This is a genomic window from Terriglobales bacterium, assembly GCA_035624455.1.
In the GTDB taxonomy this organism is placed as follows: domain Bacteria; phylum Acidobacteriota; class Terriglobia; order Terriglobales; family Acidobacteriaceae; genus DASPRM01.
Genome location: DASPRM010000160.1, coordinates 15453 through 38638 on the forward strand (window position 1 = coordinate 15453; position 23186 = coordinate 38638).

The 23186-nt window shown below is 57.5% G+C and carries 16 protein-coding genes; 7 read left to right on the top strand and 9 right to left on the bottom strand.

Annotation, left to right across the window (positions count from 1 at the left end; all coding sequences use genetic code 11):
• Window positions 1–101 precede the first annotated feature (101 nt).
• On the top strand, window positions 102–776 hold the full coding sequence (locus VEG30_18690) for a class I SAM-dependent methyltransferase (GenBank protein HXZ81964.1): 675 nt from the start codon (window positions 102–104) through the stop codon (window positions 774–776).
• Window positions 777–830: 54 nt separating this feature from the next.
• On the opposite strand, the gene VEG30_18695 is transcribed toward VEG30_18690, so the two are convergent.
• From VEG30_18695 to VEG30_18710, 4 genes are all read right to left on the bottom strand, one after another.
• Entirely contained in the window at window positions 831–1919 is a 1089-nt protein-coding gene (locus tag VEG30_18695) for an NAD(P)/FAD-dependent oxidoreductase (protein ID HXZ81965.1), read from the bottom strand.
• The gene (locus tag VEG30_18700) at window positions 1916–2614 is read right to left on the bottom strand and encodes a methyltransferase domain-containing protein (protein HXZ81966.1); all 699 of its coding nucleotides are present in this window, start codon (window positions 2612–2614) and stop codon (window positions 1916–1918) included. The genes VEG30_18695 and VEG30_18700 overlap by 4 nt, the downstream gene beginning before the upstream one ends.
• Window positions 2615–2700: 86 nt before the next feature.
• Complete coding sequence (locus VEG30_18705) at window positions 2701–4443, bottom strand: ABC transporter ATP-binding protein (protein HXZ81967.1); 1743 nt, start codon at window positions 4441–4443, stop codon at window positions 2701–2703.
• A 42-nt stretch (window positions 4444–4485) separates the two neighbouring features.
• Window positions 4486–6807 carry an LptF/LptG family permease gene (locus VEG30_18710; protein HXZ81968.1) on the bottom strand — a complete coding sequence of 774 codons (2322 nt, stop codon included), beginning with the start codon at window positions 6805–6807 and terminating at the stop codon, window positions 4486–4488.
• 250 nt (window positions 6808–7057) lie between these two features.
• Between VEG30_18710 and VEG30_18715 the strand changes: the two genes are divergently transcribed.
• Window positions 7058–9334, top strand: a complete 2277-nt coding sequence (locus tag VEG30_18715) for a glycoside hydrolase family 57 protein (protein HXZ81969.1) — start codon at window positions 7058–7060, stop codon at window positions 9332–9334.
• 156 nt (window positions 9335–9490) lie between these two features.
• Here the strand turns inward: VEG30_18715 and VEG30_18720 are convergent, their stop codons facing one another.
• Entirely contained in the window at window positions 9491–10240 is a 750-nt protein-coding gene (locus tag VEG30_18720) for a hypothetical protein (protein ID HXZ81970.1), read from the bottom strand.
• 431 nt (window positions 10241–10671) lie between these two features.
• Complete coding sequence (locus tag VEG30_18725; protein ID HXZ81971.1) at window positions 10672–11208, bottom strand: hypothetical protein; 537 nt, start codon at window positions 11206–11208, stop codon at window positions 10672–10674.
• A gap of 203 nt (window positions 11209–11411) precedes the next feature.
• On the opposite strand from VEG30_18725, the gene VEG30_18730 reads away from it, so the two are divergent.
• From VEG30_18730 to VEG30_18740, 3 genes are all read left to right on the top strand, one after another.
• Window positions 11412–13472, top strand: coding sequence for a hypothetical protein (locus VEG30_18730; protein HXZ81972.1), 2061 nt, complete (start codon window positions 11412–11414; stop codon window positions 13470–13472).
• A gap of 129 nt (window positions 13473–13601) precedes the next feature.
• The gene (gene eno, locus VEG30_18735) at window positions 13602–14912 is read left to right on the top strand and encodes a phosphopyruvate hydratase (protein ID HXZ81973.1); all 1311 of its coding nucleotides are present in this window, start codon (window positions 13602–13604) and stop codon (window positions 14910–14912) included.
• A 129-nt stretch (window positions 14913–15041) separates the two neighbouring features.
• Window positions 15042–15587, top strand: coding sequence for a transposase (locus VEG30_18740; GenBank protein HXZ81974.1), 546 nt, complete (start codon window positions 15042–15044; stop codon window positions 15585–15587).
• A 70-nt stretch (window positions 15588–15657) separates the two neighbouring features.
• On the opposite strand, the gene VEG30_18745 is transcribed toward VEG30_18740, so the two are convergent.
• Complete coding sequence (locus VEG30_18745; protein ID HXZ81975.1) at window positions 15658–16551, bottom strand: hypothetical protein; 894 nt, start codon at window positions 16549–16551, stop codon at window positions 15658–15660.
• 242 nt (window positions 16552–16793) lie between these two features.
• Between VEG30_18745 and VEG30_18750 the strand changes: the two genes are divergently transcribed.
• The gene (locus VEG30_18750; GenBank protein ID HXZ81976.1) at window positions 16794–17324 is read left to right on the top strand and encodes a DUF2059 domain-containing protein; all 531 of its coding nucleotides are present in this window, start codon (window positions 16794–16796) and stop codon (window positions 17322–17324) included.
• A 111-nt stretch (window positions 17325–17435) separates the two neighbouring features.
• Window positions 17436–19043 (top strand): 2,3-bisphosphoglycerate-independent phosphoglycerate mutase, encoded by a 1608-nt coding sequence (gene gpmI / locus VEG30_18755; protein ID HXZ81977.1) that lies wholly within the window; start codon window positions 17436–17438, stop codon window positions 19041–19043.
• Window positions 19044–19075: 32 nt separating this feature from the next.
• On the opposite strand, the gene VEG30_18760 is transcribed toward gpmI, so the two are convergent.
• Together VEG30_18760 and VEG30_18765 are read right to left on the bottom strand one after the other, a co-directional pair.
• Window positions 19076–21304, bottom strand: a complete 2229-nt coding sequence (locus VEG30_18760) for a winged helix-turn-helix domain-containing protein (protein HXZ81978.1) — start codon at window positions 21302–21304, stop codon at window positions 19076–19078.
• A gap of 412 nt (window positions 21305–21716) precedes the next feature.
• Window positions 21717–23186: hypothetical protein (locus tag VEG30_18765; GenBank protein ID HXZ81979.1), on the bottom strand; the 1470-nt coding region annotated here is incomplete at its 5' end.

The window sequence follows — 23186 nt, forward strand, 5'->3', positions numbered from 1 at the left end:
AGCGTAGTTGAAAGAGATGAGTTTGAGTTGGGAAGGAATCTGGCTGGCAGAATTGAAGTGAGAGTAAGTTCATGGGTACCGTAACAAATAACTTTCTTAAGATGTTTCGTAACGGCAACGGAGGGAACGGGTCCCACCGCGACGCTCAGCACCGGGCACAACGTCATTCCACTGCACTGAATGAATTCATGCGTGCCATTGCGCACGAAGATTCGTTATGCATCCTGGATTTGGGACCGACCTCGGCCAACAACATCGCGCTGCTCACGGGTCGTGGTTTTCAGGTTTATACGGAAGATCTGCTGACCAGCGCTGGCGATCCAGCGCTCGTGATCAAAGATGAATTCGGCGCCACATGCATCGATGTTGACGGCTTTCTGAAAGAAAACCTCGCCTTTCGCGGGCAGAAGTTTGATGCAGTGTTGTTGTGGGATGTGGCTGATTATCTGCCGGAAGTATTGGTAAAACCGGTGATTGAGCGGATCTGCTCAGTGATGAAGCCCAAGGGTATTTTGCTGTCGTTCTTCCACACGCGTGATGCAGGCCCCGAAGCTCCTTACTGCCGTTACCACATTGCCGGGCAGGACTCGCTTGAGCTTCAGCTGGTCCCGAAGAACGAATCCAATGGCCACAGCAACGGCAATGGAGACGAGCGCCATTACCGCCTGCAGCGGGTCTTCAACAACCGCCACATCGAGAATCTGTTCCGCGAATTTGCCTCACTGAAGTTCTTCCTGGCGCGCGACAACCTGAGAGAAGTGCTGGTGGTGAGGTAGTCACAGCATAGCCCGGTCCAGCAACAGAGTGACTCCCGTCAGGGACGACACCCCTTACACTCTCGTCCTGTGCATCAGAAACCGCATTAGTCCCGGCGCGGTGAGCGCGAGCGCGACAGCCTTCCTCAAGCTCGGAGACAGTGGCAGCAGCGATCTCAGCCAACTGGCAATGCGGAACTTTGCCGCAAAGCGCTCAAGGTACGCCGTCCGATACCCCTCCACAACTTGCGCCAAGCTGGCTCTGCCACAAAAATAAGTTTGCAGATCTCGCGCTGCCAGGGCTCCGCTGTGAAGTGCCAGGGAGATGCCGTCGCCCAGGAAAGGGTCAATGAACGCCGCAGCATCGCCCACGTTAAGAGTCAGGCCTTGGGTGGGAACAGGTCTATGAAAGGTCAAAGGAAAGGTTGAAATGGGCTCGATGGCTGACTTCCACTCGCGGCTGCGAGTCCGCAGCTGTGGATCAGCAGCCAACACCTCGTCCAGGCTAGTGGCCATATCTGTGCGCACCACCGCGCTCGTGTTCACTCGGCCGTCGCCGACTGGCTGCACTCCGCAATAGCCTCCCGGAAAAAAGTAGAGGTCGGTCGAAAAGAAGCCTTCATTAGAGTTAAAGTGACACTTTAAGCCAAGCCACTGCTCCCTATGGGTAAGATCGTCTCGGCGATTGAGGTTCGACCAACGCCCCGACGCGTTGATCACTGCTCTCGCCCAGACCTTGCCAGCGGAGCTAAGAATCTCGAACCGAGAAGTTCCATTCTGGTGGACGGACTCTACCGCAGTCTGTTGCAGACATTTCACGCCTGCGGAGATTGTCGCGCGCCATAGCATGTCATCCAGGACGAAGCGGCTGATGCTGACGCCTGGCGGGTTTAGTGGGATCTGATAACAGTAACCCTCGGCAAACACGCGAGCGCGATCAATGGTGGAAGCAGACTGCACAAGCGTATTTGCATCGAGCAACCCTCCACACAACGACCTTAACAGTGCCAGGGCCTCGGGGGAGACAAATTCCCCGCACACTTTGTGCCGTGGGATGCGACCGCGCTCGAAGAGCACTACGTTCGCACCCGCGCGCGCAGCGGTGATTGCGGCTGAAGTGCCCGCTGGTCCGCCACCCAGCACTGCCAGATCGAAGTCAGTCATTTCCAGGCAATTACTCCCATTCGGTAAATAGCTAGCCGATCCATTTGGATACGACTGGCGTTCGTCTGCTGGAGAAGGGAATATAGTTCCGTCTCAGTGAAGGCCGCGCGAGCGGAAGCAGGAGCGTCATGCCAGGTGATGGCGCTGCGGTAGCAAGGCAGGCTGGCGTAGACCAGTGCCACGCATAGGGCAGAGCGGCGGACGTCGTTGATCAGCACCGCGATCCGAGCCACCCTGAGCGCCTCATTCACAAACTCAACCAACAAATCCGATTCCAGGTGGTGCGCAAACAACGTACAGCCGACGACATCAAAGCTGTTGCTCTGGAAGGGGATTGCGCAGCCATCGCCAGCAATTCTGCGGAAACCGTTCACATGCCGCTTGCCATTGCCATTGCCATTGTCGACAAAGTTCAAATGAGAGGGCCGGCGATCCAGCAGCGCAAAATCAATCTTCATTTCCGGCGCCAGGCGTTGCCGGACGATGCTGGCGAAATCTCCTCTGCCCGAGCCGACGTCGAGAAAACTCAGGTGGTGATGGCCGTTCGCCAGGACAACCTCACGCAACATGTGCACGGTGGTACTGATTCCGCCGAACCAGGAATTGATATGCCGCAGATCGTCCATGGCGGCGGCGATCTGCCTGGGCGTCCCGGCATCAGCATCGAGCCGCTCGGGAACGAGAATCCGCTTCATAGACATAAAGCTTGATCGCACCGGATCGCGCGATTGTCGGCGAGGCGTAAAAAGATTGTCATCTCTTTCTGGAGGGTCATGGGCAGCTATACGGTTTCCAGCTCTTCTTCCAGCAGTTGCTTGTCGTAAAGATCGGCGTAGTAGCCTTTCCGGGCGAGCAATTCCTCGTGTTGACCGAGTTCGACGATGCGTCCCTGGTGGAGCACCGCGATCTGGTCGGCATGGCGAACAGTGGAAACACGATGAGAGATAAAGATGGTGGTGCGTCCCTGCATTACCTCACGCAGGTGGTCGAGAATCTTTTCTTCGGTGTAGGTGTCGACGCTCGACAGCGCATCATCCAGAATCAGAATCCTGGGATTACGGATCAAGGCCCGGGCGATAGCGGTTCGCTGTTTTTGCCCACCCGAAAGGGTGATGCCGCGCTCGCCCACGATGGTCTGGTATTGTTCGGGAAATTCTTGGATGTCAGCCGCAATGCTGGCGCCAGCGGCAGCCTGCTGCACTTGCTCGAGGGTTGCGCGCTCGGCGCCAAAGGAAATGTTCTCGCGGATGCTGTCGCTGAACAGAAAGGTCTCCTGCGGCACGAAACCGATGCAGTGACGCAACAATTCAAGGTGGAAATCGCGGATAGGGCGGCCATCGATGAGTACCGATCCGGGCGGCGCATCGTAGATTCGCGGAATCAGATTCACCAGCGTCGATTTTCCCGATCCTGTGGGTCCGACAATGGCCAGGCTGCTGCCGGCAGGAATACGGAGGTTGATATCGCGCAGCACCGGCGTGCCGTTATAGCCGAAGTTGAGGTTGCGAAATTCGATTTCGCCGTTCACAACAGCCGGGCGAGCTTGAGCCGCAGGACTATCCCTGATTTCTGGCTTTTCGGTCAGAATCTCGTTGATGCGTCCCATGGAAGCGGTACCGCGCTGGAAAATGTTGATCACCCAACCCAGAGCAATCACCGGCCAAGTGAGCTGAACCATGTAGGTGTTGAAGGCTACGAAATCACCCACTGTCATGCGGCCCAGAAGCACTTCGCGCCCGCCAAGCCAGAGGACCAATACCACAGCTAAACCGAGCAGCACTTCCAGGGTAGGCCAGAGCATTCCCATCAGCCGCACCAGCTTCAGGCTACGCGCGATATATTCGCGGTTCGCATTTTCAAAGTTGGCGATCTCCGGTCCTTCCTGGGCGAAGGCGCGGATGATGCGGGCGCCAGAGAAATTCTCCTGTGCGCGCGCCGAGATTTCGGAAAACATGGCCTGGATACGCTCGAAGCGCTGATGAATGCGAGTACCAAAGTACTGCACCACGATGCTCACGATGGGGAGGGGCAAAAACGCGTAAAGCGTAAGCTTCGGACTAATGCTGATCATGAAGATCAGCGCCCCGGCGGTGAACACGATGGTGTTTGCCGAGTACATGATGGCCGGGCCCAGCAACATGCGCACCGCATTGAGATCGTTGGTGGCGCGAGCCATGATGTCGCCGGTGCGGGTTCGTTGGTAGTAGGAATAGGAAAGCGTCTCCAGGTGATGGAAGAGATCGTTGCGCAGGTCGTACTCGATGTCGCGCGAGATGCCAATCACGATCCAACGCGTTAGAAACTGAAACACGCCTTTCATCAGAGCGACGCCGATCAGCAGCAGCGAATAGCGGATCAGCTTCTGCGAGGTGACCCCGGCATTCAGCGCATCAACGGCATTGCGAATTATGAGGGGGAAAAGAATCCAGATACCATTGGTCAAGAAGATCGCGAGTGTTCCCCAGAAAAAGCCACCTCGGTACTTGCGAAAATAGGGGAAGAGAGGCCGCAGCTGCTTCAGCATGAGATTAGTTAGATTCTACAGGTGGAAGCGGCGTTTCAATCATTACGTGGGAACCTTCAACAGGAGATACCCCCCTGCCAATCCGAACAGCAGGTCGGGGGACCAGGCGGCCAATGCGGGGGGCAGCTGGCTTGCGTTTCCCATGGCTTCAAAAAACCCCATTCCCACCCAGTAAATAACCGCTATGCCGATGGCCATGGCCACGCCCGCCAATGCGCCGCGACGCCCGGAGGACAGCGCGAAAGGAACCGCCAGGATCGCCATGACAAAGGTCATTAAGGGGAAGGCAAATTTCTTATGCAGCTGCACTTTCAGGCGAACGACATCAAATCCGCTCTGCTGCAGGTCGCGAATGTAGCGCCGCAGTTCTTCATAGCTCATTTCTGAGGATTGCTTTACTTCTTTCTTAAAATAAGCCGGCGGTTCATTGAGTTCGTTGAAGGTGGCTACCTCGAAGGGGCGGAACTCCTCGACCTTGGTCGCCTCGAAGCTGCGCGTCCATCCCTGTTCGAAGATCCAGCGCTGCAGCAAATCGGACCAATGGGCATGATTGGCATGAATGCGTCGCGTCATCTGAAAGGTGTGGGGATCGAATTCGAAGGCGGTAATGCTCGCGAAGCGGTTCTGATCGGGATCAAAGAATTCGTAGTAGTAGATAGTGGAGTGTTGGCCAAAAATCCACTTGCGGTCCGGACGCAGGTAAGTCTGCGCTGGCTTTCCTTTGATCTGGTTGCGCAGCGAATCCTGGCGCTTGTTCAACTGCGGCAGGTATAGCTGGTCAAAGAAGAAAAGGCCGACAGCTACGACGGCGGCCAGCATCAGCACGGGCATCACTACCCGATAGATGCTTACGCCAGTGGCTTTCATCGCCGTGACTTCGTTCGATTTCTGCAGCAGCCCGAAGGTCACCAGCACCGCCAGCAGCATGCTGATGGGAGTCGTGTTGTATAGGAAGTAGGGAGTGACGGTCAGCAGATATTCGCCGACCAGGGCGAGGGGGACGCGAGTGATGTCCTTGAGCAGTTCGAAGAAAGTGAAGACCAGGAGCAGGATCAGAAACGTTCCGACAATCATTCCCAGGTACACCGCAAAATCGCGCAGGATGTAGTCGTCGAGCAGCAGCGGAAAACGGGCGCTGAAGACGCGTTTGCGGGAGATGGCGCGCTCCAGAGCGCCGCTTACCCTGTCACCGAAGACCGGGGGCCGGTGCTGGATCTGCTGAGTTAAGCGGCCCCAGAAGCCGCGCAGACTGCCGATCTCGAGCGGCATGCGGTCGACACGCCAGAACAGGATCAGCCCGGCCACGAAGAACACGAGGTTGGCCATCCACATCGCCAATCCCACAGGCAATTTGGCGTGCTGCGCCAGCGACATACCCGACAGGGACAGGAAGTAGTAGAGAAATACGAGAGCGATAGTGAGGACGAAGCCGGTGGACTTCCCTCCTTTTTTGGCTGACAGGCCGAGGGGAATTCCTACCAAAGCCAACACCAGGCAAGCGGTGGGCAGGGCAAAACGGCGATGAAATTCGATCAGATAACTGCGCTGTTTGTTGGCCTCAATATGTTCCGCTTTGTGGCGTAGCTGCGCAGTGGGGACCTCCATGGCCGGAGTAGTTTGCTGTTGCGGCTGCTGGCTGCTGGTGGGCAGTTGCAGAGGAATATCGCTCTCGGCGAAGGTTGAGATGGAGTACTGCTGTAGATCGTGAGGGTCAGTCTCGTGCGAAGAACCATCTTCCAGGTGGAACCGCAGTTTATCCTGGCCTTCATTCACCACCATGCCGCGCTGGGCCATGGTGATCTTAGGCGCGGAAGGATCGCTGATGTCGGCCAGAAAAACCCCTTTCCAGCGCGCTGCGCCCTCTCCGCTCGTGGCATCCTGAACGTATAACACCAGGTCCTTAAAATCTTCATAGAAGACGCGCGGCTGGATCTCGAACGAAACCTGCGAACTCTTTAGCCGGTTCTGCAAATGCGCCAGAGCGGCCGCCGAGCGGGGCGCGACCACGACGTTGTTGAGCAACGCCAGCAACCAGGCGGAGACAGCAAAAATGGAGATCACGCGCAACACCATCCCCGAACCCAGGCCGCTGGCGCGCATGGCGGTAACCTCGCTATCAGCGGCAAGCCGGCTCAGACCGATGAGGATGCCCACTAGCACTCCCATCGGAATAGTAAGCGTCAGGGCCGTGGGGAGTGTGAAGAAGAAGATTTCCGCAACACTGGGAAGGGGAGCGCTATTGCGCACGACCAGCTCCAAAATTCGGGCGAGGTCGCGCATGAAGATGACGAAGGTGAAGATAGATGCCCCGATGAGGCCGTGAGAAAGGACCTCGCGCAGGATGTACTTGGTCAGAATGCGCATCAGGACATTCCTCAGTCTAGCTCATCTTAGAATTGCCTCGTTTTCTTTGAACCACAGATAGTACCGGCAAAACGGCACGTAAGACTTTAGTCTTTTATCTTAGATGCGGCCGCTGGGATGGAAATTCAGATTGTAGTTGAGGGTTCGCGGGATGGCCGGAAGCGCGCATTCTTAAGGAAGGGCTGAATTCCACAGAGTCATTGCAACCCGCACTTGCAACCTGAAACAGAAAACCGGAAACTGAGAACACATGGCTCAATTGCGCGTCGTTTTTCTTTGGCACATGCACCAGCCTTATTACAAGGATCTGGTGACGGGCGAGTACCGGCTTCCCTGGGTCCGTTCCCACGCCTTGAAGGATTACTACGGCATGGTGAAGCTGCTGGACGAGTTCCCGCAGGTGCATCAGACATTCAACCTGGTGCCATCGCTCATCACGCAAATTCAGGATTATGCTTCCGGATCGGCCCGCGATCCTTTTCTGGAGATCGCCGCTAAGCCCGCTGTCGATCTTAGCGTGGAGGAGCGCCGGTTTGCTCTTGCCTACCTCTTTCAGGCGAATCCCGTTCAGATGATCGGCCGCTATCCCAGGTATCAGGAGCTATGGACGAAGTTCATTGGCGCCGGCGGGCAGGCAAGCAAGGCCGAACCTTATTTTCAGAAGCAGGACTACACCGACCTGCAAGTACTTTCTCAGATTGCATGGTTTGACGAGTTCTTCCTGGGGGAACCGGAAATCGCAGAACTGGTTAATAAAGGCCGCAACTTTACGCCGGAGGATCGCTCGTTCGTCATCCGGAAAGAGCGGGAGTTATGCGGCCGCGTGCTGCCGGCGTATGCGGAAGCAGCGCGGCAAGGGCGAATCGAAATCTCCACTTCGCCGTTTTACCACCCCATTTTGCCCTTGCTGTGCGACACCAATCAGGGAGCTGTCTCCAGCCCCCAATTGCCGCTGCCAAGTCGCGCATTTCGCCATCCCGAGGACGCCAGAGAGCAAATTAAGCGCGGACTCGACTTGCACGAGGAGGTCTTTGGGGTTCGGCCGGTTGGACTCTGGCCATCGGAGGGCAGCGTATCGGAAGAAGTGCTGGCCATCGCTTCCGAACTGGGGGTGCGGTGGATGGCCACCGACGAAGGGGTACTGGGCCGCACATTAGGAATTCATTTCACACGATCAGCCGAAGGACGACTCAGCAGTGCCCATGCCGAAGCCCTCTACTCGCCCTATCGTTACGAAAAGGGCGAAGTACGGATGATGAACCTGGTTTTCCGCGATCACTCACTCTCCGACCTGATTGGTTTTGTCTATTCGGGAGTAGCGGCAAGTGAGGCGGCCGAACATTTCGTGCGCAACATAAAGGAATGCGCCAAGCCTGTCCTTGCCAACGGAAGCGATGCTCTGGTGGCAGTGATCCTGGATGGGGAGAACGCGTGGGAGTTTTACCCCAGATCGGGGAGAGAATTCTTGCGCCGAGTATACGACGCGTTACAACGTGATCCTGAAATTGAAGCGCTTGCAGTAAGAGAGGCATTAGACCGACATGGGGCCGGGCCGAAGCTCACGTCCCTCGTCCCCGGTTCGTGGATCAATGCCAACTTCAACGTTTGGATCGGCGCGCCTGAAGACAACAAAGCCTGGGACTATCTGAACGACGCGCGCGATTTTTATCAGCGCGCCGCTCCCACGGCCGAACCAGAACAGCGGCAGTTGGCAATGGAGGAGTTGCTGATCGCGGAGGGCAGCGACTGGAACTGGTGGTACGGACCTGAGCATCATTCCGCGAACGACCGCGATTTTGACGAACTCTATCGCAAGCACCTGACCAATGTGTATCAGGCATTGGGCGTCGAAGCGCCTGACTACCTGGCGCATCCCATCGCTATGGGAGTTGCGCGGCCAACGTGGGCGCCACAGACCGCCTACATTCACCCACGCATCGGCAGCGGTGGATTGCGTTACTTCGACTGGATTGGTGCAGCGATGTACACCTGCGACCAACACTCCGGAGCCATGCACGGCAAAACTTTTCTGCTGGATTCGGCTTATGCCGGAATTGACGAAAAGAATCTATACGGGCGTTTGGATTTCGCCGGCGGCATTCCCGGAGAGCAGTTGCAGCTTTCCGTAAATCTCGAGATTTTCCGGCGGCCAGTGGGGACGGTAGCTCCCGAGGCTATCGGGACTCAACACCCGTCACCCACCGCTTCCGATACCACGCGCATGCGCTTGCTGGCAAACTTGAATAAGAAGCTGGAAGGTTGGGAGCTGCGCACAGGCAGGAAAGATGAGGTCGTTTTAGCTTCCAGTAACAGGCCAGAGGGTCTGCAAGTAGTGCTTCCAAGAAATTTTGAATTCCAGGTGCCTCTGGAGAAGCTGGGTGTGGCGGAGAATTCCTCGATCCGGCTGCGCTTCGGTTTGTGGCGGGATGGGATGCCGGTCGATGCCGTACCTCTGGAAGGCTCCATGACGCTGCAAGTGGCAGATGAAGAGCAGCTGCAAAGAAACATCTTTGAAAATATCGGGTGAAACAAGTAAGAAGTGTGATCGGGTGAGTTCCATGCGATGGTGCAGCTTACTTTGTAGGCAAGCCGATCTTGCTCGACAAATCCCTTACTTCGTACTTCCCCGATCACCCGATCTGAGTTCTTACTTCCTGCTTCACCCGATCGCACTTCGCACTTGCTACCTTCCGCCGGAGGCCGAGGTCAGAGCCATCGGGCGATCTAGTTCCATCACGATCTCGGTTCCCGCCGGAACCTCCGCGGTTCTGCGCTTGAAGAGCCAGTGGACGGTGGTCGCGGTTGCGCCCACGCCAGCGCCGATCAAGGCAGCCTTCCCACCGCTGATGATGCCGCCCGCAATCGCGCCGGCTCCAGCGGCAGCGCCAAGCTCGATGTTGTCCATGCGGTCGCGGCCACGTCCCTTGATCTCGCCTTCATCGTTTACCTTGGTCTCGGGACGATGGCTGGTGTCTACGATGACGGCATTGATCCGATACGTCTGCCCATCCGGCATGGTTACCGACTCCGGATGGAGATCAATCGTGGGCGTGCCGCCAATTCGGCGTGGCTGGCTGGCCCGCATGACTTCGCCCTCCACCGAGGCTCCTATGGGAATAACGGTTTTGCCGTTCAGCATCACGGCTTCTGTGACTCGTCCGCCGAAACGATCTCCACGCCGATTGGTAGCGGTGGAGATGGGAGTTTCTAGCTTGATCTTGAGGGCCGTTCCCACAGGCAGCGCCGTAGGGTCGTTTTCAGTGCTGGGAACAGCAGTACTCGCGGGAGAACTTACCGGTGCCGTTACCGTGCCCGTGGCGGGCCTAGCCGCCGACGGCTTTTCAGGAGTCGTGGCGTTGGGGGAAGTGGATTGCTGCGCGGAAAGTCCCGTCACCAGCACAGCCAGCACAACCAATAAGAACAACTTCTTCATGTTCTGCTCCTCTTCGCCGCACTCTAAAACATGGCTTCCCAGCCGGACAACGACGGAACCGCGAAGAGAATCAAGGTGAATAATGGGCCAGCTAACAGGTGAAGCCTGCCTGGCACTGGTAGGTCACTGTGACCTTCGGGTCGGGAGCCAGTTTTACGAAGCACTCTGCCTTCTTGCCATAGTCCCCGGTCTTGCTACAGTCACCAGAGAACACCGCCCGCGCGTGACTGCCTGTTGGGTTGGCGATGAGCCGGATGTCTCCCTCGAAGTTCCGCATCTCTGAGGTACTGAGCGACAGCGTTGAAGGATTTCTGGGGGTGCTCCCGCCAGCAGCATGAAGCGACCCCCAAAGACCTGGCCATTCTTGGACACCAGCGATCCTTGGACGCGTCCGCCGAAGGCACGTCCAGGACCATTCAGAGCGCCTCATATCAATCAACCGATGCGGGGCAGTTCCCTGGGTTTGGAACGTCGATCCGCCGCGGCTGACCTGTCGGAATGATCTGGACAGCGATGGTTTGTGCATCGGTGGTGTTGCTTTCGTTCCTCAGGATGTGCACGTGACCAAAACCAGGATCGACAAAAGTCATCCCTTTCGTATACACGTGCGGTGTGCAGTCGGGATCGTCGCCCTCGTAAGCGGTTATCGTTCCCGCCGTGACGGTGATCAGGCTATGGCCAGGATGGCTGTGCCATCCGGTGCTTCCTAAGGGCTTCCAGACATTGGTTTGTACGTAAAGATCCGACACTCCCTCCGTCTGCTGCCAGGACTGCCAGACGGGCTTCGGTGAAGAACCGGGCTGTAGGGCCACGTTATAAACGCTGACTGGGCCAAACGTGCCTTGGGCTAGCGTGGTGGCTATGAATCCGGCGTTGGCCGGAGTCGCCATGACACTGCTTGTGTAGTAGAGAGCCGCGACCACGATCACGGCACCGAACAAGAGAATCCATCGCAATCTGCGCTGCATACCTGCCTCCTTTTTGTTTGGTGTTACCCCGTGGAGAGTGCGCACACGATGAGGCATCTGGGTGGGCGTTATCAAACAGCAATGCGCAGAATCGCAGCTTTTCCGCCCTTTGCCGTTGAATGCCGTTTTTTGCCGTGGCCCGCTCTCGGCCGGGTTAAAATCGGCTTCCCCGGGCCCCCAACCGGAGCAATCAGGAGAGCGCCATGGGCGATCCGTCCCCCGTCACACCGTCTCCCGTGAGGCCGTCCGAAGACCGCCTGGATTCGTGGAAGGAGATCGCGGCCTACCTCAACCGCGACGTGACCACCGTCCAGCGCTGGGAAAAGCGGGAGGGGATGCCTGTCCACCGGCACCTGCATGACCGTATGGGATCGGTCTACGCGTTTCGAGCGGAACTGGATGCCTGGGCGCGTGGTCGGAATCTTACGGCAGCGCGGGAAAATGGAGACCACACCAGCACAGCCAATCTGACTGCAGCACCGATGGGCCCGGCAGCATCGGCCTCCCCAGGCAGGTGGAAGCTCACCGTGGCGCTGATAGCGGGAGTCGCGCTGGTAATTGGCGCGATTCTCTGGCTTCGGAGCAGGGACTATTTTTGGCGAAGCCCTATCGCTGAGGCGCGATTTCAAAAGGTCACGGATTTCGATGGTGTAGAGGAAGCCGCCGCGGTCTCACGTGACGGCCAGTTCGTGGCGTTTCTGTCCGATCGGGATGGACAGATGGATGTTTGGGTTACGCAGGTCGGTTCGGGACAATTCCAGAACCTGACTCGCGGTCGGGCGCCGGAACTGGTTAATCCCTCAGTCCGCACGCTGGGTTTCTCGCCTGATGGCTTTTACGTCACCTTTTGGGTTCGTAAACCGGTTCGCAAGCAGGACAGTCCCAGTGGCGGCGACATCAGCATGTGGGCAGTACCGACCTTGGGCGGGGATCTGAAGCCTTACCTGCAAGGCGTGGCGGAGTTCGAGTGGTCGCGCGATGCTACCCGACTCACCTATCACACGACTGGCCCTGGCGACCCGTTGTATGTATCAGATGGCAGCCGCCGCGCCGAGGATCGACCTATCTATACGGCGCCTGCTGGGCAGCATTCTCATTTTCCATCGTGGGCGCCCGACAAGTCATTCATCTACTTCGTGCAGGGGTCGCTGCCGGACAAATTAGATATCTGGCGCATCTCACCGGCGGGCGGAAAACCCGAACGAATCACCTCGCATAACACTCGAGTGACCCATCCGGTGTTCCTGGATCGGCACACCCTGATGTACCTGGCCACGGATGCCGATGGTTCAGGACCCTGGCTTTATTCGATCGACGTGGATCGCCGGATTCCCCACCGGCTGACCTCTGGTATTGATCAATACACTTCACTGGCTGCCAGTGCAGACGGTCATCGCCTGGTGGCCACAGTTGCTATTCCGAAGAGAACGCTTTGGCGCTTGCCGATCGGAAATGCACCCAGCGAAACATCAGCAGCTACACGGATGCCACTGACAACCAGCACCGCGTCCTCCCCGCGACTGGGCCCAGATTATCTTTTGTACGTCTCTGCAAGCGGCACCAGTGAAAGCATCTGGAAGTTTGCTAATGGGGCCAGCACTGAATTATGGAGCGGCCCGGGAGCACGAATCTTTGGTGGTCCGGCAATTTCGCCTAATGGGCGTGACATTGCATTTTCTGTGAGGCAACACGGGAAAACGGCCTTGTACGTGATGCAGGGCGACGGCACAAACGCTCGAGTTCTGCTCGACTCCCTCGACCTGCAGGGTGCTCCCGCATGGGCTGCTGACGGCCAATCGATTACCTCGACGGCCGACGATCATGGTGTCCCGCACCTTTTTCGCGTGCCGCTGGATGGTCACTCTCCTACTACTTTTGTGCAGGAGTATTCGCTCGACCCCGCGTGGTCCCCCGATGGACGATTCGTAGTCTACTCCGGACCCGATATCGGCACGAAGTTCACGGTGAAAGCGGTCACAGCCGAAGCTGCCGCATATCCCCTGCCGGTCCTGACTCTGACTCGCGGGGCTCGACACCTGGCATTTTTGCCGGGATCACAAGCGCTCGTGCTCCTGCGTGGGGAGATTCAACATAAAAACCTTTGGCTTATCGATCTGGAGACAGGCGCCGAGCGTCAATTGACCAATCTCAGTCCGGATTTCGAAATAGGCGATTTCGACGTTTCAGCCGATGGACGCGAAGTTGTCCTGGAGCGGGTGCAGGAGCAATCGGACGTGGTGCTGCTCGATCTTCCGCGAAGATAAGCCGCTTCGATCGGAGGTCGTTGAGCGCCGGTACCTGACTGGAGGCGCCTGACCGCGACAGCTCCAGCCCGTGACTTATAATCGCTCACATAATCGGTGGTTGCGAATCAGCAAAGCGGGGAGGCACTCATGTCATTCGTATCCGAAATTCATGCACGCGAAGTTCTGGATTCTCGCGGCAATCCTACGGTCGAGGCGGAAGTGCTGCTGAGCTCGGGAGACCTGGGCCGAGCCATTGTGCCCAGCGGGGCCTCCACCGGAGAACACGAGGCCGTGGAGTTGAGGGATGGCGACAAGAACCGCTATCTGGGGAAGGGTGTAGTGCAGGCAGTTGAAAACGTAAATGGTCCGATTGCCGAGGCCCTGGCCAGCATGGATGCATCGAATCAACGCGCCATCGATGACAAGATGCGGGAACTTGATGGCACGGAGAACAAAGGTCGCCTCGGGGCTAACGCCATCCTCGCGGTCTCGATGGCCGCTGCGCGCGCCGTTGCCAATCACTATCAAATTCCGTTGTACCGCTATTTGGGCGGAGTGAACGCCAATGTGCTCCCGGTGCCCATGATGAACATCCTGAACGGCGGCGCGCATGCAGACAACAACGTTGATTTCCAGGAATTCATGGTGATGCCCGTAGGTGCCGAGTCGTTCTCCGAGGGGCTGCGTTGGGGCGTCGAGGTCTTCCACACGCTCAAGGGCGTGCTGAAGAAGCGAGGCTACAACACCGCAGTTGGTGATGAAGGCGGTTTCGCGCCCTCAGTAAAGTCAAATGTGGAGGCGATTGAAGTGGTGCTCGAGGCGATCCAGCTTGCCGGATACAAACCAGGCGAGGAAGTGGCGATTGCGCTAGACCCGGCGGCCAGCGAGCTCTACCAGGATGGCAAGTACGTTTTCAAGAAGTCGGATAGATCGTCGAAGAGCTCAGCCGAGATGGTGCGCTACTGGGCAAAGTGGGCGAATGATTACCCAATCGTCTCCATCGAGGATGGACTGGCGGAGGACGATTGGGAAGGCTGGAAGATGCTGACGGAAGAGCTCGGCAACCGGATCCAGCTTGTGGGCGATGACCTGTTCGTCACCAACGTCGTCCGGCTCGAGGAGGGAATTGAGCGTGGGGTGGCCAACTCGATCCTCATCAAAGTGAACCAGATTGGCACGGTCAGCGAGACATTTGATGCCATCGAACTGGCGCGACGAAACAGCTACACCGCTGTGATTTCGCACCGCTCCGGCGAGACCGAAGATACATTCATCGCCGATCTGGCGGTGGCTACCGGCGCCGGGCAAATCAAGACCGGCTCAGCCTCACGCACCGACCGCATTGCGAAGTACAACCAGCTGCTGCGAATCGAGGAAGAGCTAGACACCGGAGCGCGCTTCCTGGGACTGAAAGCGCTCAACTATAAGGGAGAGGTGGCGGCCAAGGTTGGGGCGTAACTCAAATCCCACTTCGCTGCGCTGAAGAAGGGGCCTGGGGTGCCCCACCCTCTAGCCCCGCAGGGCGTAAGGGTGGGGATGAGACGGAGATCACATCCTCAATAGACCTGACCGAATTACGCTGTGGGCATGCCGTCTCGCCTCAAACGCTATCAACACACTGGCAGCGATCACTTTCTGACCTTCAGTTGTTTCCGACGGCTGGCGCTGTTGCGTTCCGCACAGGCGAAGCACACCTTTGAGCAGCAACTGGAGCAAGTGCGCCATTGGTACGGGTTCTTGATATTCGGGTATGTCGTGATGCCCGAGCACGTCCATCTGCTGGTGAGCGAGCCGAGGCAGGACGACTTACGAGCGGCGATCCAAATGCTGAAACAACTGGTTTCTCGTAGGCTGCCCCACATAGGCGAGGGAACTCCGTTCTGGCAGCCGAGATATTACGATTTCAATGTGTTCAGCAACCGCAAGTGGGTAGAGAAGTTGAAGTATATCCACCGGAATCCGGTGGAGCGAGGGTTGGTCCAGGCGCCGGAGGAGTGGCCGTGGAGCAGCTACCGGCACTGGTTGTACGGAGAGGAGGGGACGGTAGAGATTGAGTCGCACTGGACGTTCAAGAAACGGCAAGGTGTGGAGACTGAACGTCTACGGGGAGAGGGAAGTCAGTTGGTCGTGTGAAGCCCATCTGAACCCCACCCTTACGCCCCTGCGGGGCTAGAGGGTGGGGCACCCTGCACCCGATTAGTCCTCAGTGTTGATCTGTGCCCGCCCCGGGTGCTTCGGAAAAGCCGACAATCCGGGCATTGGCCTTAAATTTCTGATAATTGCTGAAGGTGGTCTCAAGTCGAGCTGATTCATTTTTTACTGCTATCCGCGCTGCTCCGTTGAAGGCCGCACGGCGCGGCAGCCAAACTTCATCGTTAATGCGAGTCTGCTCGAACTCCAGATGCGCGCCCTTGTGCAGCTTGAATAGGAACAAGCCGACAGCGAAGTCGTCCAGCAGGTCCACTTCCATGCGCGCCCACTGATAGTCGGCCTGGGTGATCCAAATTTTTCCGTGCAGCTTGGTAAGCAACTTGGCGATCATGTCGCTCGGTTTGTAACCTGGCTTGGGTTCAGCCGTGATCACATACACGGGCTGGCCATCGATCCTGTCCTCGCCGATCAGCTTGAAATCCATGGCCTGCGGAAGCTCGCTGGCCAGTTTGCGTTCTTCGCGTTCGCGCTTCTCACGCGCCTTGGCGGATGCCGACTCGCTCTCGTGTTCTTTTTTCTTGCTTTCGTAGAACTCGTTGAGACGCTTTTCTTCTTTTTCCTGATCGTGCGCATCCAGTGGCTTATCGTCTTTCGCGGTGAGCTTCTCGTAAGGCTCGCCGTAGACCATCAGGATATCGTAGGAGCGGATGTGCGCGTTTTTCAGGTTGCCGTGCTTATCGAGTTCCTGTTCCACTTCGCGCTTTTGGAATACGTAGTCACGAGCGACGTCGAGGTTGTGCTGGTATCGCGAAACCGAGCGCTGAATGATTGCGACGGGGTCCGGCGGCGCGGGCTTTTCCGGCTCAGCAATCTTGGCAGCCCCCTGGAGCTGCTGCTCAGCCGCAAGAGCCGCACCGGAACTTTGCTGGGCAACAAGGGGACTCACCAGAAAAAGGCAGAATAAGACTGCGCGTAATCGCGGCCACTGAAAGTTTGTCATCCTGGTAGTCAAGACGAAACCATCCTCTTCCAGATTACAAAAGAAGTTGCTCTCCTGCCCAGATTACCGGGAGTCTTGACTGCTTCGACGCCGCTAACATCGGATAGAATGCAGCCTCAGATAAAAACACGTTTCTGGGGGGAACGTCGCGTTGTCGTTATGAAACGCGCCGGACAAGAGGAGCGAGCATGCGAGCAGTGAAGAAGGGTTTTGTTTTGGGGATCCTAAGCCTGTTTCTGGTGTGCTATGGGTACGCCCAAGCTAACCCGCAGAGTGCGCCCGCTACAAAAGAACAGGTTATGCAGCTCCTCGAAGTTACCCAATCCCGGCAACGCCTGATCCAATACTTTGAGAACGCGAAGGTTCAGGCGCGTCTGGGAGGAGAGCAGGGATTCAAGCAACAGGTCCCCAACGCAACGCCGGAGCAATTGAAGAAGGCCGACGCTATTGTCGACGAATTATTTGATGGCTGGCCGATTGATGAAATGATTGATGCCATGATCCCGATCTATCAGAAGCACCTCACTCAAAGCGACCTGGACGCGATTCTCGGTTTCTACGCCAGCCCTGCGGGACACAAACTCCTCAAGGAGACTCCCGCCATAATGGCTGAAGCCATGCAGGTGGGCGGCGAAATTGGCAGGCGGCGGATCACTGAGGTGAATCAACGCATTCAGGCTCGCATTCTGGAACTCGCCAGACAATCCCAAGTCAAGTAAGAAGTAAGATCGGGCGAAGTTTGAAGTAAGTTGTCCTTCGCCAGATCGAGCTTTGCGGGTTACACTCTTACTTCATCGGTTCACCCGATCTCACTTCATACTTACTTATTTATGCCCCGTCCTAAACCGCTCGTGCTCATCATTCTGGATGGCTGGGGTTATGCGCCGCCATCCAAGGCCAATGCCATCTCGCTGGCGCGCAAGCCGAATTATGACAAGCTGCTGGCGGAATATCCGAACACCCTGATTCACACCAGCGGACACTACGTTGGTCTGCCCGACGGGCAGATGGGTAACAGCGAAGTTGGGCACCTGAACATTGGCGCGGGCCGTGTCGTCTACATGGATATCACTCGCATCGATCGCATGATCGAGAGTGGCGAGTTTTTTTCCAACCCCATCCTGCTGGACGCCATGAAGCAGGCGAAAATTGGCGGACGCAGGCTTCACCTGTTTGGACTGCTGTCTGATGGAGGTGTGCACTCTCATCAGAGTCATCTTTACGCGCTGCTGAGAATGGCTAAGCAGAACGGAGCGGATCGCACCTTCGTCCACTGCTTCATGGACGGGCGCGACACGCTACCCACAAGCGGCGCCGACTTTGTAGCCCAATTGCAGCAGAAGATGCGTGAGTATGGCGTGGGCAAAGTGGCTACCGTCGATGGCCGCTACTATGCCATGGACCGCGACAAAAAATGGGACCGCGAAAAGAAGGCCTTTGACGCGATGGTCAACGGCAAAGGTGAATCCGGGCCATACGTGGATGCGGTGCAGGGAATCAAGGAATCCTACAACAAAGGCGTGACCGATGAGTTCATTGTGCCTTTTGTCGTCACCGACAACCGGGGTGAGCCGCTGGCCCGCATTCGTGACGAGGATGTGTGCATCAATTTCAACTTCCGCGCCGACCGCGCCCGCCAGATCACGCGCTGCCTGGCCCGTAACAGCGGCTTAAGTGCGCAGGCGGGCCGCGACCTGCCGGACTGGGAGGCGCTCGACGCCACGATCCCGCGCGACGGAGTTCCCAAGAACTTGAAATACGTGTGCATGACCGAGTACGACAAGCTGTTCACGCTGCCGTACGTGGTCCCCTCCGAGCACCTCGATAACATTCTGGCGAATGTGATGGGACAGCTAGGTATGCGCAATCTGCGCGTGGCGGAGACGGAAAAGTACGCCCACGTGACCTACTTCTTCAACGGCGGAGTCGAGCAGCCCTTTCCCGGGGAAGAGCGAATGCTGGTGCAGTCTCCCAAGGTTGCTACTTACGATCTGAAACCCGAGATGAGCGCGGAAGGCATTGCCGACAATGTCGTTAATGCCATTGAACAAGGTTCATTCGACGTGATCGTGGTGAATTTTGCCAACGCCGATATGGTCGGACACTCCGGCAAAATCCCTCCGACGATCAAAGCTGTAGAAACCGTGGATGACTGCCTGGGCCGCATCTACCGCGCTGTGCGGCAGCGCGGAGGCGCGATGCTGGTGACCGCCGACCACGGAAACGCCGAGATGATGATCGATCCTGCTACTGGAGGCCCGCACACCGCACACACCACCAATCCCGTTCCCTTCATCGTGGTTGCTGAAAACGGCAAGCATTTCAAGCTGCGCCCTGATGGCGCGCTGCAGGATATCTCACCGACAGTCCTGGGCTTGTTAGGTGAGAAGCCACCGAACGAGATGACAGGGAAGGACCTGCGGGTGCCCGTCAGTTAGGACGTACGATCGCCGAAGTGGCGAACTCAACATCATGGCAATTGAAGATCGAGGGCGTAGATCTCCTGCGTACTGGTGTCGCGGACAAAAAGCAGAGATCCGTCGGGCGTGACGCCACTCCAGGATGACGTGCAGCAGGTTGTGAATGGGTGCAGGTTATCGAGTCCAGCAATTACTTCGGACTTGGTTTCGCCCGACCTTACGCGTCGGTAAGTGTGGTGGTCGGACCAGGACTGGAAATAAAGATAGCGGCCATCGGCTGACCAGGCCGGATAACCTACGGTGACAGAATCGGTGACCCAATCCGACCACTTGCCAGTTTGGAAATCATAGAGAACCAGTTTCTTGGAGTCCCTGGTCAGGGCAGCGATATATCGACCGTCCGGAGACAACCGCGGGCTGAATAGGTCTTTGGAATCGGGGATGTCGGAGACACGGCGCGTCTTGAAATCAAAGATGCGGATTCCGGCGCCTGCACGATAAGAGACCTCCGGCAGTCCGCCAAAAACAAGCCGGCGGCCGTCTGGGAACCAGGTGGGATCCTGCTCGTCGTCGTTTTCAGATAACAGCTCTTCTGAAGACCCGCCATTGGCAGAGACCTGGAAGATCTTCAAACGTCGGCTGGAATTCAGTGCAACATAGACAATGCTCTTTCCATCTGGCGACCAGCGAGGCAATACCGCATCCACTGGAGCAGACGTTAGCTGCAGCCGTTCGGTTCCGTCCTCGCGACTGCGCCACAGGGTGTGGTCGGGCACCGTGACATAAGCAATCCACTGCCGATCGCGCGAAAAATCGAGATCGCTGATAGAAGCGCCGGACAGAAACGGCACAAACTGCTGCGTGCTATTGTCGTAACGCACGAGTTCGCCGCGCTGCTGGCTGGCCACAGCCAGGAGTTGCTTGCCGTCAAGCGCGGGCAGCAACTCGCCGAAAGAGAGTGGCCCTGATGTCAATTGCATGGGAACGTGGGACTTTTGCGTCAGCCCGCCCGCTGCCTCGCGCAGGACAAAAATATTGGCACTGCTGACGATCGGGTACCAGTCAGCATTGAAACTATCGAGATCGAGAAAGAAGTAGTAGCGACCATCAGGACTCCATCTGCCGCAGCACTGGGCCACCGGATTCTGACCCGGGGGAAGCAGGCGATGCAGGTTGGAACCGTCGCGGTTGACCTCCCATAGGGCAGACACTCTCATTTCAGGATCGCTCAGTGCGAAGCGGATGCGGCTCCCGTCAGGAGAGAAGCGAGCGCCATTTGGGATTCCATGGAGCGACAGAAAGGGACGTGGCGAGGTGCCGTCGGCGGCCGCCAGATAGTACGTGGAGCCCTTAGCGAACAGGAGTTCACGACCGTCAGGTGACCAAGTCTCATCATGTCCTTCCGTATTCCCTAAGCGTTGAGGGGGACCGGCTGGCAAAGGCTGGCTCCAAAGGATGCCTTCCGCTTCGCTCCCAAACCAAGTGAGAATCAGCAATTTCGTATGATCCGCCGAGATGTCACAGGTGGCAGCGTTGAGATAGTTAAGATAGGAGACAGGAAGCAAGGAGGTGTCGCCGCCGGTAATCGAAACCTGTGCAGGAACACTGCGGCCATTGGAGAATTCGCTGAAGTAAATGCGTGAGCCGTCGGTCTGCAGGTTGGATTTGGGCATGCCGTCGCGACTAATCTGACGGGAACCGCTGATCCTGGCCTGCGGAGCGGGGGTCAGCATCCGGACGGCAATTGCAACCAGGAGAATCATGGTTGCTGCGATTAACACCGCAAGCCAACCACGGCTCAGTTTTCTCGACAAAATTCTTTCCGCTCCTGGGAGAGCGACGGCAGAAGTGGGCGACTGGACATCAACAATTGCCGTGGCCGGGTCGGTATCGCTAACAGGTGTCGACCAGTTGGAGTCGGAAGTTCCGCTCGGATCGCCATGGGCGACCGTCTCCCCGCCTTCTAGGGGTGCGACAAAGCGATATCCCCGCTTTGGTAGGGTCTCAATATATTTGGGATTGTCAGCCGAATCGCCCAGGACGTCTCGCAGTCGGTTTACGGCGGCATTCAACCCATGATCAAAGTCAACGAAGGTATCGCTCGGCCAAAGGCTCTGACGCAGCTCCTCGCGGCTGACCAACTCCCCAGGATGGCCTAGCAACATGCGAAGCACCTGGAAAGATTGCCCAGGGAGCCGCAGCCGAATCCCACCCTTACGTAGCTCCTCGGTGCGCAAATCGAGCTCGAACGCGCCGAAGCGAATCGTTCTGGCTGGCACACCCTGTCTGGCGACTGGAATTTGCCCCACGTTGGACCAAGCCTAGCATTACCATCCGGTCCCCACTAGAGGATTTTCTCCAATCCCGGCAATCACTTAGCCTGAGACCTAGGATGCGCTCCAGATAATACCCAGCCTGCAGTGTGGTAGATCGGCAGAAGAAGCATTCTCCCGTCAACCGAGGAGGTGCCGGGTGAGGATGCGAACATTTCCGCTGCTTGATTTTGGCCTCTTTCAGTTTTCGCAGCTGCCGGCGCAGTGAAGACCGAATTGCGAGTTGGAGCCATTGCCAACCAGCGTTTATCTACAACATCGGTTATAAGGTTCCGGAGTGTCAGCGCCAACTGCCAGGCTCTTCGTACTTCACCCGATCAAACCTCGAACTTGCTCCAATTCATCCGATCTTGCTTCTTCAGGCGCTGACGCGCTTGGCGGCTGCGACCTGGCTGGCGATCATTTGATCGTGGACGAGTTTGCGAAGCTTGGAGCGGTCATCAAGGGCGATGTCGGCGATCTCGAAGCTGACGCCCCCGGCGGCGGCTTCTCGCACCAGTACCCGGCTGTGCACACGGCGCAGTCCGAGATTAATGTCGAGTAAGGCATCGGTTCCCATAGTTGTGCGCCCGGTTCGCGAGCCCATGCCGCCACCAAGGCTTAGTTTCTCCAGGGTCACATCGTAGACACCGCGATTGGTGGTGGCGGTGCCATGAATGGCGACTTCCGGTGAAACCCGCTGATAACGCCGCTGGCGCACCCAGCCGTTGCTCTGGACCGGATCAAGCGGTCCAATTTTGAGCTCTTCCGCAGAGAAGCCGCCCTTGGCGATCAGGTGCCTGGCGCGTTCCGGATTGACGCGCTCAACGGCCTGGGCTGCAGCGATGCGCAGCTCACGCGGGTGCTTCCAGGTCAGCAGATGACGCTCGGATACAAAGTTGGTTAGCAGTTCCTCGGCGCCTCCGATTCGCAAGCGGCCGAGCGCCTCAATGGCTTTTACCTGAAGGTACGGAGCAGTGGGGGCTGGGCACTGTGCGGCAGCCAGATCCAAGAGCCTGCCTGCGGCCAGGTAAGAGCGGGTCATGCCGATGTCGTCTACGGCCTGCGGGAGAATCAGTGGATCGAGATTGTCGAGCATGGCTAAGATCAGTTCGCCGCGTTCTTCGGCTCCGGCGCAAGCGATCTGACGCATGGCGGCATCCTGCTGCTGACGGTTCCATTGCCGGATTCGTTCCGGTAATTCCGCGACCAGCATAGGCATGTCGAGGCAACTCAACAATCCGGTGGTCAGAATGGCCTCCGATGCTGAGCGTGTGCGCATCACCTCGCGCAGATGATTGAGTGCGGCCGGTCCCACCTGCATGAGTAAAGCAACGAAACGATTGGCTTCCTCGCGCCGCGAACAGTGGCCAAACTGGACGGCAATCTCCTCGGCGGCTTTTGCCGGCGTGCGCTTCAGCACTTCGAGCAAGCCTGCAGGCACGATTGGGTTCTTAGACACCTCGCTGACAAATTCACGGAGACGGCTCTCGACCGCGATCCTCGGCCGGACGTCGCGCGCCAATTGGGGGTTGTTCTGCTCAATACGTGCCAGAGTCGCGAGGGACTGCTCTACAGCAACGAAGTCCTTCCGGGTGCTGGCTTCCTGGCTCAGCCGAACAAAAGCCGCACTCAACAAGGTTTGCGATTCCTCGCTGTAATCGACAGTAAGCTGCCTTCCCAGGCGCATCAAAATCGACTGAATGAGCCGGTTGTCCATACGCCCGTACAGGTCAGCCAGCTCACTTATCCCGGTCGCAGCTTTGCGCCGAGCCTCGGCTTCGGGATTGTCGATCGCGGTGGAGTAGTGCTGCAGGATCTTGAATGCCAGCTCCTCGTCTTTGCGCTC

Bases quoted from the DNA above. Each gene is read 5' to 3' on its own strand.
- VEG30_18715 (HXZ81969.1), top strand. From the start codon at position 7,058: ATGGCTCAATTGCGCGTCGTTTTTCTTTGGCACATGCACCAGCCTTAT.
- VEG30_18690 (HXZ81964.1), top strand. From the start codon at position 102: ATGTTTCGTAACGGCAACGGAGGGAACGGGTCCCACCGCGACGCTCAG.
- VEG30_18695 (HXZ81965.1), bottom strand. From the start codon at position 1,919: ATGACTGACTTCGATCTGGCAGTGCTGGGTGGCGGACCAGCGGGCACT.
- VEG30_18700 (HXZ81966.1), bottom strand. From the start codon at position 2,614: ATGAAGCGGATTCTCGTTCCCGAGCGGCTCGATGCTGATGCCGGGACG.
- VEG30_18750 (HXZ81976.1), top strand. From the start codon at position 16,794: ATGCGAGCAGTGAAGAAGGGTTTTGTTTTGGGGATCCTAAGCCTGTTT.
- eno (HXZ81973.1), top strand. From the start codon at position 13,602: ATGTCATTCGTATCCGAAATTCATGCACGCGAAGTTCTGGATTCTCGC.
- VEG30_18725 (HXZ81971.1), bottom strand. From the start codon at position 11,208: ATGCAGCGCAGATTGCGATGGATTCTCTTGTTCGGTGCCGTGATCGTG.
- VEG30_18720 (HXZ81970.1), bottom strand. From the start codon at position 10,240: ATGAAGAAGTTGTTCTTATTGGTTGTGCTGGCTGTGCTGGTGACGGGA.
- VEG30_18740 (HXZ81974.1), top strand. From the start codon at position 15,042: ATGCCGTCTCGCCTCAAACGCTATCAACACACTGGCAGCGATCACTTT.
- VEG30_18705 (HXZ81967.1), bottom strand. From the start codon at position 4,443: ATGCTGAAGCAGCTGCGGCCTCTCTTCCCCTATTTTCGCAAGTACCGA.
- VEG30_18730 (HXZ81972.1), top strand. From the start codon at position 11,412: ATGGGCGATCCGTCCCCCGTCACACCGTCTCCCGTGAGGCCGTCCGAA.
- gpmI (HXZ81977.1), top strand. From the start codon at position 17,436: ATGCCCCGTCCTAAACCGCTCGTGCTCATCATTCTGGATGGCTGGGGT.
- VEG30_18710 (HXZ81968.1), bottom strand. From the start codon at position 6,807: ATGCGCATTCTGACCAAGTACATCCTGCGCGAGGTCCTTTCTCACGGC.